Below are 13439 nucleotides of genomic sequence, written 5' to 3' on the forward strand. Positions count from 1 at the left end.
GGGTGAAGGCGGGGGTGGGGGTGGGGATGTGGAGCACGGGCATGGCCGGGGGTGCTCCGTTCAGGACCGGGCCCGCTGGCCGCGCCGGGTCAGCCAGAGCACGCCGGCGGCGCCGGAGAGCAGCACCGTGCCGCCGAGGGTGCCGAGGGCGAGGGCGGAGTCGGTGGGTCCGGTCTGCGGGAGGGTGTCTTCCGTACCGGCGGAGTCCCCGGACCCGGACGGCGCGGAGCCGGTGACGTCCAGCTCCAGGGAGGGCTTGGGGCTGTTGCCGGGGGTGCAGGTGGTGGTGGTCCCCAGCGCCTTGATGGTGAGCACGCCCGCGGTGAAGGTGACCTTGCCGCTCTTCTTGGGGGTGTAGGTGCCCGAGAGATCGGTGATCTTGATGGGGGTGTTGGCGGGCACGGCCTCGGGATTGGGCGGTCCCGAGACCGGCACGGACGCCTTCTCGGCGCCGCCGACGAGGATGACGGCGCTGGGGCTCATGGCGCCCTTGCCGAGTTCGACGGGGCTGGACGAGACGCCCTTCTGGAAGGACATCGTCAGCTTGTACCCGTCGCCCTCCTTGACGGCCTTGATGTCGATGGGCGAGACCGCCGACTTGTCCCCGATGGGGGTCTTGCAGTCGTACGCGACGTCGACGACGTCGGCATGGGCCGCGGGGGCGGCCAGCAGGACCGCCGCTGCGGCCAGCGCGGAGGCCAGTGCGAGCGCGGTGGAGCGTTTCCGGTCGGACACCTTCGTCTTCCCCTCGGGCCACGAATTCCTGACGGCACATCAGATTGGTGGCTCAAGGTACGCCCGGGGCCTTACGGAGGGAAGACAAAGGACAGGCCCGGATTGACCGTTCGTCAGTGCGCGCGCAGGCCCTTCCGCCAGACCGCCGAAACCAGCGGAACGCCCGGCCGGTAGGCCAGGTGGACGTGGCTCGGGGCCTCCAGGAGGGCCAGGTCGGCGCGGGCCCCGGGGGAGATCCGGCCGATGTCGGTGCGGCGCAGGGCGCGGGCCCCGCCGGCGGTGGCGGACCAGAGCGCCTCGTCCGGGGTCATCCGCATGTCGCGCACGGCGAGGGCGATGCAGAAGGGCATGGAGCTGGTGTACGAGGAGCCCGGGTTGCAGTCCGTGGACAGCGCGACGGTGGCGCCGGCGTCGATCAGGCGGCGGGCGTCGGGCCACTGGGCGCGGGTGGAGAACTCGGCGCCGGGCAGCAGGGTGGCGACGGTGGTGTCCGCGGCCTGGACGAGGGCGTCGACGTCGGCGTCGGTGAGGTGGGTGCAGTGGTCGGCGGAGGCGGCCTCCAGCTCCACGGCGAGCTGCACGCCGGGGCCGTAGGACAGCTGGTTGGCGTGGACGCGCGGGATCAGCCCGGCGGCGGCGCCGGCGGTGAGGATCGCGCGGGCCTGGTCGCCGTCGAAGGCGCCCTTCTCGCAGAACACGTCCACCCAGCGGGCGTACGGGGCGCAGGCCGCCAGCATCTCGCCGGTGACGAGGCCGACGTAGCCGGCCGGGTCCTCGGCGTAGTCGGGGGAGACGATGTGGGCGCCGAGGTAGGTGACCTCCTCGGTGTGCGCGGCGGCGATGCGCAGGGCGCGGGCCTCGTCCTCGACGGTGAGGCCGTAGCCGGACTTGGTCTCGAAGGTGGTGGTGCCCTGGCGGCGGGCCTCGTCGAGGTGGCGGACGAGGTTGGCCTCCAGCTCCGCGTCGGTGGCGGCGCGGGTGGCGGCGACGGTGGTCCGGATGCCGCCGGCGGAGTAGCTCCGCCCGGACATGCGGGCGTTGAACTCGGCGGTGCGGTCGCCGGCGAAGACGAGGTGGGAGTGGGAGTCGACGAAGCCGGGGATCAGTGCCCGGCCGTTCGCGTCGAACGCGGAGTCGGCGGCCGGGGCCTCGTCGGCCGGACCGACCCAGGCGATCTTGTCGTCCTCGATGACGACGGCCGCGTCCTGGAGGAGACCGAGGGGGGAACCGTCGCCGAGGGCGGGGTCGTTGGTGACGAGACTGCCGATGTTGGTGATGGCCGTGGTGGTCATGGGTTCCTCTCAGGGCTTGCTCGTCCCCCGCTCCGCCCCTTCCCGAAACCGGGCTCTGCCCGGTTTCGGGAAGGGGCGGAGCGGGGGAAGGACGACGTCAGCCGCGGAGGGCTGCGATCGATTCGGCCAGGGCCGACGGGACGTCAGGGACCAGGGTGTGGGCGCCGTCGCGGACGACGTGACGGCCGCCGACCACCGTGTGGCGGACGTCCGACGCGGTGGCGGCGAAGACGGCGGTCTCGGCGCCCAGCCGCGGCAGCGGACCCGCCGTGCGGACGGAGTCCAGGGCGATGGTGGTGAAGTCCGCGAGCGCCCCCGCCTCCAGGCGGCCCGCGTCCGCGAGCCCCAGCGCCGCGTGCCCGTCCGCCGTGGCGGCGGTGAGCAGCGCGTTCGCCGTCCAGTGTCCCCGGGTCCGGCTCCGCAGCCGCTCGTTGAGCTCCATCGCGCGGGCCTCCTCCAAGAGGTCGATCACCGCGTGGCTGTCGCTGCCGAGCGAGAGCGGGCTGCCCGCCTGCTGGAGGCGGGTTGCCGGGCCGATGCCGTCGGCGAGGTCCCGCTCCGTCGTGGGGCACATGCAGGTACCGGTCGTCGTGCCGCCCAGCAGTGCGATGTCCCCGTCCGTCAGGTGGGTGTTGTGGACCCCGGTGGTCCGCGGGCCGAGCACCCCGTGGTCGGCCAGCAGCTGCGTCGGGGTGCGCCCGTGCGCGGCCTGGCAGGCCTCGTTCTCGGCGGTCTGCTCGGAGAGGTGGACGTGCAGCGGGGCCTGCCGTTCCTGCGCCCAGCGGGCGACGGTGGCCAGCTGGTCCGCCGGCACGGCGCGTACGGAGTGGATCGCCGCACCGATCAGCGCGTGCCCGCGCGGCTTGAGGGCCGAGACCCGCTCGGCCCAGGCGTCGGCCGTCCCGTCCGAGAACCGCAGCTGGTGCGGGTTCGGCGCCTCGCCGAAGCCCGACGACAGGTACGCCGTGTCCAGCAGCGTGATCCGGATGCCCGCCGCCGCGGCCGCCTCGATCAGCGCCTCGCCCATGGCGTTGGGGTCGGCGTACGGAGCGCCGCCGGGCGCGTGGTGCACGTAGTGGAACTCGCCGACGTTGGTGATGCCGGCCAGCGCCATCTCCGCGTACGCCGCGCGCGCGAGCGCGAAGTACGTGTCGGGGGTGAGGTTCTGGGCGACCTGGTACATGAACTCGCGCCAGGTCCAGAAGGTCCCCGAACCCACCTGCACCAGCGAGCGCAGCGCCCGGTGGAAGGCGTGGGAGTGCGCGTTGGCGAGCCCCGGGACGGTCAGGCCGCGCAGCACCTCGGCGCCCGGCGGCGGGGTCTCGGCCCCGGTCCGCAGGGCGGCGATCCGGCCGTCGGCGCCCACCTCCAGGGCCACGCCCGGCTCGACGTGCGTGCCGAGCCAGGCGTGTTCCAACCAGTACGTCTTCACCGGCAGGCCAGTCCTTCCAGTACGTCGGCCAGCGCGAGGACGCCGGCCACGCAGTCGTCCTCGGGGGCGAACTCCCGCGGGGAGTGGGAGACCCCGGTGGGGTTCCGCACGAACAGCATCGCGGTCGGGACGGCGGCGGAGAGGATTCCGGCGTCGTGTCCCGCCCCGGTGCCGAGGACGGGGACGGAGCCGCCGAGGATGCGGTTCATCTCGTCGCGCAGGGCGTGCTCGAACTCGACGACCGGGGTGAAGGACTCCCGTACGACGGCCAGGTCGATGCCGTCCTGGTCGGCGCGCTCGCGGGCGGCCTTCTCGATGGCGGTGACCACGGTGTCCAGCGTCGCCTGGTCGGCGGCGCGGGAGTCGAGCCAGCCGCGTACGAGGGACGGGATGGCGTTGACGCCGTTCGGCTCGACCGAGATCTTGCCGAAGGTCGCGACGGCGCCGGCCAGGGCCGCCTCGGTACGGGCGGCCAGGACGGTCGACGCGTACGTGAGCATCGGGTCGCGGCGGTCCACGAGGCGGGTGGTGCCGGCGTGGTTGGCCTCGCCGCGGAAGTCGAACCGCCAGCGGCCGTGCGGCCAGATCGCGGACGCGATGCCGACGGCGTCGCCGGAGAGGTCCAGGGCGCGGCCCTGCTCGACGTGGAGCTCGACGAAGGCGCCGATGCGGGCGAGGCGCTCGGGGTCGGCCCCGATGGTCTCGGGGTCGTACCCGGCGGCCTCCATGGCCCGGGGCAGGCTGATCCCGTCGGCGTCGCGGAGCTCGTACGCCTTCTCCTTGGTCAGCTGCCCGGCGGCGAGCCGGGAGCCGACGCAGGCGAGGCCGAAGCGGGCCCCTTCCTCGTCACCGAAGTTGGTGATGGCGAGTGGCCTGGAGAACTCCGCGCCCCTCCTGCGGAGTTCGTCCAGGGCCGCGAAGGAGGACACCACGCCGAGGGGGCCGTCGAAGGCGCCGCCGTCGGGCACGGAGTCCAGGTGGGAGCCGGTGACGACGGCGTCACCGGGGAGGACGTCCTTGTATGTCTCAGCGCCGAGCCAGGCCCACTGGTTGCCGTTGCGGTCGGTCTCGTACGCGAGGCCGCGGGCCTCCGCCTGGGCCTGGAACCAGGTCCGGCAGTCGGCGTCGGCCCCGGTCCACGCGTAACGGCGGTAGCCGCCGGACTCGGCGTGGCGGCCGATGGGGGCGAGCTCGTTCCACATGCCGTGGAACGAGGCCGCCCCGGCGGGGTTGTCGCTCACGCGTCGTCGCCCTCGCGCATGGGGACGCGGACGCCGCGCTCGTCCGCCACGGTCTCGGCGATGTCGTAGCCCGCGTCGACGTGGCGGATGACGCCCATGCCGGGGTCGTTGGTGAGCACGCGGCGGATCTTCTCGCCCGCGAGCTTGGTGCCGTCGGCGACGGTGACCTGGCCCGCGTGGATCGAGCGGCCCATGCCGACGCCGCCGCCGTGGTGGATCGAGACCCAGGAGGCGCCGGAGGCGACGTTGACCATGGCGTTGAGCAGCGGCCAGTCGGCGATCGCGTCGGAGCCGTCGAGCATGGCCTCGGTCTCGCGGTACGGGGAGGCGACGGAGCCGCAGTCGAGGTGGTCGCGGCCGATCGCCAGCGGGGCGGCGAGGGTGCCGTCGGCCACCATCTCGTTGAAGCGCTCGCCGGCCTTGTCGCGCTCGCCGTAGCCGAGCCAGCAGATGCGCGCCGGCAGGCCCTGGAAGTGGACGCGCTCGCCGGCCATCTTGATCCAGCGGTGGAGGGACTCGTTCTCGGGGAAGAGCTCCAGCATCGCCTTGTCGGTCTTGTGGATGTCCGAGGCCTCGCCGGACAGCGCCGCCCAGCGGAAGGGGCCCTTGCCCTCGCAGAAGAGGGGGCGGATGTAGGCGGGGACGAAACCGGGGAAGGCGAACGCGCGGTCGTAGCCGGCGATCTGGGCCTCACCGCGGATGGAGTTGCCGTAGTCGAAGACCTCGGCGCCCGCGTCCATGAAGCCGACCATGGCCTCGACGTGCTGGGCCATGGACTCGCGGGCGCGGGTGGTGAACCCGGCCGGGTCCTTCGCCGCGTACGCCGCCATGTCGTCGAAGTCGACGCCCACGGGGAGGTAGGCGAGCGGGTCGTGGGCGCTCGTCTGGTCCGTCACGATGTCGATCGGGGCGCCCTCGGCGAGCATCTGCGGGAGCAGCTCGGCGGCGTTGCCGAGGAGGCCGATGGAGAGCGGCTTGCGGGCGTCGCGGGCCTCGACGGCCAGCTGGAGGGCGTGGCGGAGGTTGTCGGCCTTGACGTCGAGGTAGCGGTGCTCGATGCGGCGCTCGATGGCGCGCGGGTCGACGTCGATGCAGATCGCGACGCCGTCGTTCATCGTCACGGCCAGCGGCTGGGCGCCGCCCATGCCGCCGAGGCCGGCGGTGAGGGTGATGGTGCCGGCGAGGGTCCCGTCGAACTTCTTCGCCGCGACGGCCGCGAAGGTCTCGTACGTGCCCTGGAGGATGCCCTGGGTGCCGATGTAGATCCAGGAACCGGCGGTCATCTGGCCGTACATGGTCAGGCCGAGGGACTCCAGGCGGCGGAACTCCTCCCAGTTGGCCCAGTCGCCGACCAGGTTGGAGTTGGCGAGCAGCACGCGCGGCGCCCACTCGTGCGTCTGCATCACGCCGACCGGGCGGCCGGACTGGACGAGCATCGTCTCGTCCTGCTTGAGGGTGCGCAGGGTGCGGACCATGGCGTCGTAGGAGCGCCAGTCGCGGGCCGCCTTGCCGGTGCCGCCGTAGACGACGAGCTTGTCGGGGTGCTCGGCGACCTCGGGGTCGAGGTTGTTCTGGAGCATCCGGAGGGCGGCTTCCTGCTGCCATCCCAGGGTGCTGAGCTCGGTGCCTCGCGCAGCACGTACGGGGCGGGGTCCTGACATGGCGGTGCCTCCTCCGGTGTTGGGCAATCTATTCACATCCTGACTTCCTGAATAGATTCAGTCAACAGCTGCGGGCCGACCCGCCGGATGATTGGCTGGCGGACATGGCTGCCGAGATGCACGCGCAGGGCGCCGTCGCGCGCCGGGACCTGGCCGTACGGGCCGCGGTGGAGCAGGGCCTGGTGGGCGGGGCCGACGACGCGCCGCCACTGGTCTGCCTGCTGGACACGGCCGGGATCCGGGCCTCCGCCGCGGCCCTGACCGACGCCTTCGCGGCCGCGCTGCCACCCGGTACCCCCGTTCTGCACGCCTTCGCCGTGAAGGCCTGCCCGCTGGTGCCGGTGCTGCGGCTGCTGGCGGACGCCGGGATCGGCTGCGAGGTGGCCGGCCCCGGCGAGCTGGCGCTGGCCCGGGCCGCCGGGGTGCCGGCCGCCCGGACCGTGCTGGACTCCCCCGCCAAGACGGCGGCCGAGCTGCGCGAGGCCCTGGCGCTGGGCGTCGCCGTCAACGCCGACAACCTCCAGGAACTGGAACGGCTCGACGCACTGGTCGGCGCGGGCCCGGCCCGGTCCCCGATCGGCGTACGGATCAACCCCCAGACCGGGGCCGGCGCCATCGGCGCCCTGTCCACGGCCACGGCGACCTCGAAGTTCGGCATCGCCCTGCGCGACCCGGGAGCCCGTGCCCGGTTGGTCCGCGCCTGCCTCGACCGCCCGTGGCTGACCCGGCTGCACGTCCACTCGGGCTCCCAGGGCGTCCCCCTCCCCCTGATCGCGGAGGGGGTCCGCGACCTCCACGCGCTGGCCGAGGAGATCAACGCGGCGGCCGGGCGCCGCCAGATCGACACCCTCGACATCGGGGGCGGCCTGCCGGTGAACTTCACCTCGGACGAGCAGGACCCGACGTACGCGCAGTACGTGGGCGCGCTGCGCGAGGCGGTGCCCGCGCTCTTCGACGGCGGGTACGGGCTGGTGACGGAGTTCGGCCGGTCGCTGCTGGCCAAGCACGGGCTGGTGCTGGCGCGGGTCGAGTACACCAAGAGCACGGGGGCCCGGCCGATCGCGCTCACCCACGCGGGGGTGCAACTGGCGACGCGCACGGTGTACGCCCCGGCCCAGTGGCCGCTGCGGATCCTGCCGTACGACGCGAAGGGAGCCCCGAAGGACGGCGACCCGGTCGCCCAGGACGTGGCCGGGCCGGCCTGCTTCGCGGGGGACCTGCTGGCGACGGCCCGGGAGCTGCCGCCGCTGGCCCCGGGCGACCTGATCGGCGTCCCGGACACCGGCGCGTACTTCTTCACCGCCCACTACGGCTACAACAGCCTCCCGCGCCCGGCGGTGCACGGGTTCACGGTCACCCCGCGGGCCGGCGTCCGCTTCGCGGAGGTCCGCCCCGCCCAGTCCCTCGCGGAGATCGTCGCCGAATCCGGCGGCCCGCTGCGCGACGCCCTGCTGTAGGTGCCGGCGGACCAGAGGCCGGCGACCGGGGCCGGCGACCGGGGGTCACTCCACGAACAGGCCTCGGGCCGCCGCCCGGGCGTCGAAGGCTTCCAGGCGGGCCTGGGCGTCGGGGAGGGCGTCGGCCATCGCCTCCAGGAGGACCCGGCCCAGCAGCATCGGCGCGCACGCCGTGTCGAAGGCCAGGCCGGTGCCGACCGGCGCCGGGATCAGCAGGTCCGAGGAGCGGGCCACGGGCGCGAAGGCCGAGTCGGCGACCGTCACCACCTTCAGCCCCGCCTCCCGCGCGTGGTCCAGCGCCTCCGCCACCTCCCGCGGATGCCGCGGCAGCGCGAAGCACAGCAGCGCCGAAGCCCCCGCCCCCGCGGCCGCGTCGATCCGGTCGGCGAGCATCGAGCCGCCCTCGTCGAGGAGGCGTACGTCCGGATGCACCTTGGCGGCGAAGTACGCGAACCCGCGCGCCTGCGAGGACGCCGCCCGCAGTCCCAGTACGGGCAGCGGGCGGGAGGCGGCCAGCACCCGCCCCGCCTCCTCCACCGGCGACGGGTCGGCGAGCATGGCCGACAGCTGCCGCAGGTTCTCGATCTCGCCCTGGACGGCCTGCTGGTACTCGTTGTACGCGTCCTCCTGCGCGGCCGCGGCGGCGCGCTCGGCGGGTGCCACCTCGCGCAGGTGCCGGCGCAGCGCCGGATAGCCGTCGAAGCCGAGGGCCACCGCGAACCGGGTCACCGAGGGCTGGCTCACCCCGGCCAGCTCGGCGAGCTCCACGCTCGACAGGAACGGCACGTCCGCCGCCCCGCGCACCATGCAGTGGGCGATCCGGCGCTGGGTGGGCGTCAGCCGGTGCCCCTCGAACAGCTTCTGCAGCCGCGCCGCCGGGCTGTCACTCATCCCGACCCCTCCGTCCCCGTGATTATTCAGTCACCGAGCACTCTGCATGCGGTTATGCAGCACGGCAAGCCACGGACCGCTCCGCGAGACGCCCTGACGGGGCTTGGCCTGCGGGCGGGCTTCCGCGGATGTGCGGCTTTCCTCGTTCAGGGTGCGGTGCGACGAGGTGTTCCGGCGGACGGTGTTCGCGGCGACGGGTGTGCCCGATGAGCGGGTGGACGCGCCACCACCGGCCGACGCCGCATCCTCCGCCTCGCCGACCACTTGCTCGCCTGCCGCACTCTCAGGCCAAAGCCGTCCCCAGCAGCTCGACGCGATGCGAAGTCGTTTGGACGCTCACACCGAGTATGCCGAAGATGAGATCACGGCCCATTGTCGCGCCCACCAGCGTATTGACCGGGCCGAACGAGGCCGCCATCGGTGCGACCGCAGCTCCTACCGTGGCCTTTGCCTCCTGGCGTGACGCGATGAAGGCCGGGACATCGGCGGGCCGGATCAGCGGGCCACTCGACCCGACTCGGAGGCCGCAGCCTCCGGTGATCATCGACGCCCCGCGCTCAAGACACGCCTGAGCGCACAGTTCCGGCAGCGATGCAGGATGGTCGGCCGCGACAACGAGGAACCCGCCTTCGCGCAGGTACGGCACCAACGCCTCGCTGGTCGTGATGGTTTCCATCACAGCGGTCGGCTCCGCTTCAGGGAGGCGCTCGCGCACCCACTCGCGGGCCACATCGACCTTTGCTCGTCCGACGTCACAACGCCGGTAGAGATATTGGCGGTTCAAGTTCTCCAGCGCGACTCGGTCGCCGTCCACGAGCGTGAGCCCGCCCACGCCCGCACCCGCGATTTCAGCCAGCACCGCGCCGCCGATGCCGCCGACGCCGAGAACGGTCACGTGCGCCGCACGCAGCCGATCCTGTGCCGCGCCGGCATCCAGACCCAAGGCCGCGAAGTACTCGACCTGGTTCCTCCAGGCGGACGAGTGCCACGAACGGTCGAACGGTGCGACTACGAGGCGAAGCCGAAGAAGCGTACGCACGATGGCGTCCACGTGGCTTCCGCTCGGCGCTGGGAGGCCGGCCGGCTCATCGGAGACCGCTGTGAGCCACGCGAACATCGATTCGGGGCAGCGCCGGACCAGCAGTACGTCGTCGGAAAAAACGCGCAGCTCGTCGCCGTCACGGGACCAGGTCGCCGCAGGCGAGAGAACGTAGCGGTCGATTCCGTCAGCCATCTCTGGCCTTCCTTCGTAGCGAGATCACCGTTTGACGAAGATCATGGAGAATCGGCGCTCCAGCTGAACCGGGGGAAGCGCACAGCGCCCATCGGTGGCCAGGGCTGACCTGCAAGTGCCCCGCGCTGCAGCCAGTGGCCTCGGAGACGCACGAGCGGCAGGACCGGACACTGCTCGCGGACCGCTCGACGCAGCGCGTCGCACGCCGCACCGTCGTCCGGGACTTCGGACAGCCGACGCAGCAGCGGCGCGAGTACGGGGTCACGGCGCGCCGGGTCGAGCAGGTCCAGAGCACAGATCGGATCCTCGAAAAGCGGGCCCCGCAACGCGAGGAGCAAGTCGCAGGACTGCGCCGAGCCCGAGACGAAGTCGGCGGGTGCCACCTCGACCTCGACACCGAGGTTCTCGGTCAGCTGAGCCGCGACCTCTTCGGCCACGACCAGGTTGGGGTAGTAGTCCCAGTACCCCAAGCGCAGCCGTTCACCGGAGCCGATGGTGCTGGGCGGTGCCTCGACGTGGTGGTCGGGCGCCGCCGCCTCCACACCGTTCCAGCACCGTGCGACAAGGCGGTCATAGCGAATCGCGCCGAGGAGCCGGCGACGGAACTCCGCGTCGCCCACCACCGACGGGCTGCCGGGGGTGATCTCCAGACGCATCTCGATCGCGGTCGGTGCCGTGTGGAACTCCTGGCTGTCCGCGAAGTCCGGGACACGGTCGAGCGGAAAGGCCGTCGCGCACGTCACATCGACCTCGCCTCGCCGGAACCTCGCCGGGGCGTCGTGCGGATCGTGGCGGACGAGCACCCGCACAGGTGGCGTGCCGGCCTTGACGGGTTCAAGCCAATACTCGTCATCGGCGGTGCGCACGGCACGCTCGTACGTACCGGAGGACAGTTGCCCGCACGACGAGATCGGAGCGAGATCGACGCTCCGGAGCAGGCTTGGAAGGTGCGGCGCCTGGCGGCGGAGCTCGATGACGAGCGCATCCTTCGATGTGCGGACCGCGTGGATGTCGAGTAGGAACCGCTGGAGCGACGGAACCGTGAGCGCGGTCCGGATCGCCCGAGCGTGATCGCGCGCACGCACCGGGCTCCCATCGGAGAAAGACGCGCCCTGCCGGACGCGGTAGTGCTGGCTCAGCCCATCGTCCGCGACCCACACGAGATCGAGCCGGCTGCGTTGGCTCGCCGCGGCGAACCAACGGCTCAGGTAGTCGCCTCCCGTGGGCCCGTGCCATCGAATCGGGTCGTCGTCCACCTCGACAATGACGGGGCGCGTCACGTTCACGTGGTCACGAGGGGACTGTCGGCCACCTGAGGATTCTGTTCGGGGGCGTCCGGCGAGGCGTCGATCTGGGCACACACCCTTGCCACCGCCGTCGCGACCTCGCGCAGCCGACCAGGGGCGAAATTCGCGAGGAGAGCTTCGCGTTCTTCCCGCTCGCGCGGCATGAGGGCCTTGAACACCTTGGCCTGCGCCGGCGTCAGGCGGAGAGTCGACACCTCTGCCTCACTCACGCGATACACGACCACGACGGTCGGACGGCTCAGCTCCGGCTTCCAGGTGACTTCGCGTGGGTCGGAAATCATCGTGACGACGTCGACATCAAGGTCCGCGATCAGGAAATGCGACTTGTCCCCTACGACGGCGGGCCGCCGGTATACGTTGACGAGCTCTTCCTCGACCTCGTCTCCCCGGAACTCCGCAAGCATCGAGTCGTATGCGAACAGCGCCCTAGCGGCTTGCGCATGCACGCCTTCCATGTGCGCCAGAATCTCACCGAGCGCTTCCTGAATGGGCATTGCAGCCCGTTCGAGCAGTGCGTCGATAAGTTCAACGTATGTGAGCCCCGCACCCTGCTTGAGGAATCGCAGCAGATGGTAATAGCGGCGTGTGAAGTACCGCGAAAGGCGCAACACGTCCTGATAGTATGCGTAGTCCCGATTCCCGCTGCGAATGAAGCTGAATCCGGTGAAGGTCGCCACATCGTCCCTGATGAGCGCGCGGACATCCGACGGGAGGAAGGTACCCATGGCGTCGATTCCACTATCGAGCGGTTCGAGTTCGGCTCGGTACTCATCTGTGATCTCAGCGCCGGGAAGCGGCTGAAGCACACTGAGGTCACTGTTGACGGCACCGTAGGCGATCGCGTCGAAGACGACCTCCAGCGACTTCTCGAGGTCTTCGGCGCTCTCGTCCGGGTATCCTACGATCGTGTTCGTCTCGAACTGGATGCCGACTTCCTGGGCAGACCGGAAGAACTCGTAGGTCCGCTTCGTCGAGGGCATCTTCAGCATGGCCTTGAGAATCTTCTCCGACCCCGCGTCCGTGCCGCAGAAGATGTTGAAGCATCCCGCGTCGGCCATGCGTCGCAGAAGGGACGGGTTGACATTGTCCGGTCGAACCGCGCAGCCCCACTCGAACATGTCGTTGTGCTCGGAGAAATAGGACACGAACTCGTCGAGATACGTGCGCTTGTTGGCGAAGTTGTCGTGCAGGAAGTTGAACTGGGTCACCCCATACGTGCGGTGCAGGAAGCGAAGCTCATCGAGGATGACCGCAGGATCCTTGATCCGGAAGTCGCGATCCCAGAACGTCGACGTCATGCAGAACTTGCACGAATAGGTGCACCCGGAGCCGATGTGCACGTCGAAGATGTGCGGGGTCGACAGCCGGATGTAGTCGCCCATCGGGACGGCGTCATACGCGGGCATCGGCACAAGGTTCAGGTTCGTGGTCGGCTGAGGCCCCTTGGACACGGACTGGCCGTTCTCACACGACCAGAACCCGCGCACCTCGGCGGGATCGGCCCCGTCGGCAAGGGCATCCGCGAGAGCGGTGATCGCGAGCTCTCCCTCACCGCGGCACACGAAGTCGACGCAGTCGGCGAAGCGTGGGAGCGCATCGGGGAAGACACCGAACGTCCCGGGTCCACCGAGAACCACCGTGACATCGGGCCGGAGCCGCTTGACCTGACGCCCGATAAGAAGGCATGCCGGGAGGGTGTCCGCGAGACACGTGAGGCCGAGAATGTCGGGATCGGCGGCGAGCAGACGAGCGCAGGTTTGGTCGAGCCAGTCAGCATCACCGGGTTCGAAGGCACCGATCCGGTGCTCGTACTCCAGGTCGACGACGACGGTGGGATGGCCATGCGCCATCAATGGCGAGGCGATGCAGAGCAGTCCGAGAGGAACGAAGAACGGAGAATTGACGTCGGCATTGATCAAGGGCCGGCCGAGCGTCACGCGAGCATGCTGCGTAGACGATCGAACCGACACCTGGCCCTCTCCCGCAAACGAGAGGGCCAGTCGTTTCGGAGTCGGCATCAGATGCGATCAGCAGCGCCGCGCAACGATGGCACCCAAAGTAGCCGATGACAGGGTGATCAGCTCGACATCATCGGCGAGGTCAAGACCTTCCTCGTCGGAGAAGAGCACCATGTCCGGCTCTGCCTCGTCCATCACGATCACCGGACGTTCCTGTACTTTTTCCGTCAT

General features: G+C 71.1%; 11 protein-coding genes. 1 reads left to right on the forward strand and 10 read right to left on the reverse strand.

All coding sequences use genetic code 11. The features are described 5' to 3' along the window. Window positions 1-60: 60 nt before the first annotated feature. The 5 genes from ADK52_RS02615 to hutU all read right to left on the reverse strand — a co-directional run bounded on the left by ADK52_RS02615 (window position 61) and on the right by hutU (window position 6361). Window positions 61-735: an LPXTG cell wall anchor domain-containing protein gene (locus tag ADK52_RS02615; RefSeq protein WP_053688141.1), complete on the reverse strand. Its 675-nt coding sequence runs from the start codon at window positions 733-735 to the stop codon at window positions 61-63. Between the two features lie 113 nt (window positions 736-848). Then, window positions 849-2027, reverse strand: a complete 1179-nt coding sequence (gene hutI, locus ADK52_RS02620) for an imidazolonepropionase (RefSeq protein WP_053688142.1) — start codon at window positions 2025-2027, stop codon at window positions 849-851. A 97-nt stretch (window positions 2028-2124) separates the two neighbouring features. Continuing rightward, entirely contained in the window at window positions 2125-3465 is a 1341-nt protein-coding gene (locus tag ADK52_RS02625) for a formimidoylglutamate deiminase (protein WP_053688143.1), read from the reverse strand. Continuing rightward, window positions 3456-4661: an allantoate amidohydrolase gene (locus ADK52_RS02630; RefSeq protein WP_053688260.1), complete on the reverse strand. Its 1206-nt coding sequence runs from the start codon at window positions 4659-4661 to the stop codon at window positions 3456-3458. The genes ADK52_RS02625 and ADK52_RS02630 overlap by 10 nt, the downstream gene beginning before the upstream one ends. 35 nt (window positions 4662-4696) lie before the next feature. Next, entirely contained in the window at window positions 4697-6361 is a 1665-nt protein-coding gene (hutU, locus tag ADK52_RS02635; RefSeq protein WP_078987851.1) for a urocanate hydratase, read from the reverse strand. 104 nt (window positions 6362-6465) lie between these two features. Between hutU and ADK52_RS02640 the strand changes: the two genes are divergently transcribed. Further along, a complete protein-coding gene (locus tag ADK52_RS02640) occupies window positions 6466-7818 on the forward strand; it encodes a diaminopimelate decarboxylase (protein ID WP_053688145.1) in 1353 nt (450 codons plus the stop codon). Window positions 7819-7863: 45 nt separating this feature from the next. Here ADK52_RS02640 and ADK52_RS02645 read toward each other — a convergent pair whose 3' ends face one another. The 5 genes from ADK52_RS02645 to ADK52_RS42120 form a co-directional block, all read right to left on the reverse strand. After that, window positions 7864-8709 (reverse strand): MurR/RpiR family transcriptional regulator, encoded by an 846-nt coding sequence (locus tag ADK52_RS02645; protein WP_053688146.1) that lies wholly within the window; start codon window positions 8707-8709, stop codon window positions 7864-7866. Between the two features lie 283 nt (window positions 8710-8992). Continuing rightward, window positions 8993-9943 carry a ThiF family adenylyltransferase gene (locus tag ADK52_RS02650; protein ID WP_053688147.1) on the reverse strand — a complete coding sequence of 317 codons (951 nt, stop codon included), beginning with the start codon at window positions 9941-9943 and terminating at the stop codon, window positions 8993-8995. Between the two features lie 41 nt (window positions 9944-9984). Beyond that, complete coding sequence (locus tag ADK52_RS02655; RefSeq protein ID WP_159045831.1) at window positions 9985-11229, reverse strand: hypothetical protein; 1245 nt, start codon at window positions 11227-11229, stop codon at window positions 9985-9987. Continuing rightward, a complete protein-coding gene (locus ADK52_RS02660; protein ID WP_053688149.1) occupies window positions 11226-13187 on the reverse strand; it encodes a B12-binding domain-containing radical SAM protein in 1962 nt (653 codons plus the stop codon). Before ADK52_RS02660 ends, ADK52_RS02655 begins: the two co-directional genes overlap by 4 nt. 90 nt (window positions 13188-13277) lie before the next feature. Next, window positions 13278-13439 carry a hypothetical protein gene (locus tag ADK52_RS42120; protein ID WP_159045832.1) on the reverse strand — a complete coding sequence of 54 codons (162 nt, stop codon included), beginning with the start codon at window positions 13437-13439 and terminating at the stop codon, window positions 13278-13280.

Origin of the sequence: Streptomyces sp. WM6372, from assembly GCF_001279655.1 — a bacterium.
Classification (GTDB): domain Bacteria; phylum Actinomycetota; class Actinomycetes; order Streptomycetales; family Streptomycetaceae; genus Streptomyces.

Coding starts and splice junctions, on each gene's coding strand:
- hutI (WP_053688142.1), bottom strand. CDS start 2,027: ATGACCACCACGGCCATCACCAACATCGGCAGTCTCGTCACCAACGAC.
- ADK52_RS02630 (WP_053688260.1), bottom strand. CDS start 4,661: ATGTGGAACGAGCTCGCCCCCATCGGCCGCCACGCCGAGTCCGGCGGC.
- hutU (WP_078987851.1), bottom strand. CDS start 6,361: ATGTCAGGACCCCGCCCCGTACGTGCTGCGCGAGGCACCGAGCTCAGC.
- ADK52_RS02640 (WP_053688145.1), top strand. CDS start 6,466: ATGGCTGCCGAGATGCACGCGCAGGGCGCCGTCGCGCGCCGGGACCTG.
- ADK52_RS02645 (WP_053688146.1), bottom strand. CDS start 8,709: ATGAGTGACAGCCCGGCGGCGCGGCTGCAGAAGCTGTTCGAGGGGCAC.
- ADK52_RS02650 (WP_053688147.1), bottom strand. CDS start 9,943: ATGGCTGACGGAATCGACCGCTACGTTCTCTCGCCTGCGGCGACCTGG.
- ADK52_RS42120 (WP_159045832.1), bottom strand. CDS start 13,439: ATGACGGAAAAAGTACAGGAACGTCCGGTGATCGTGATGGACGAGGCA.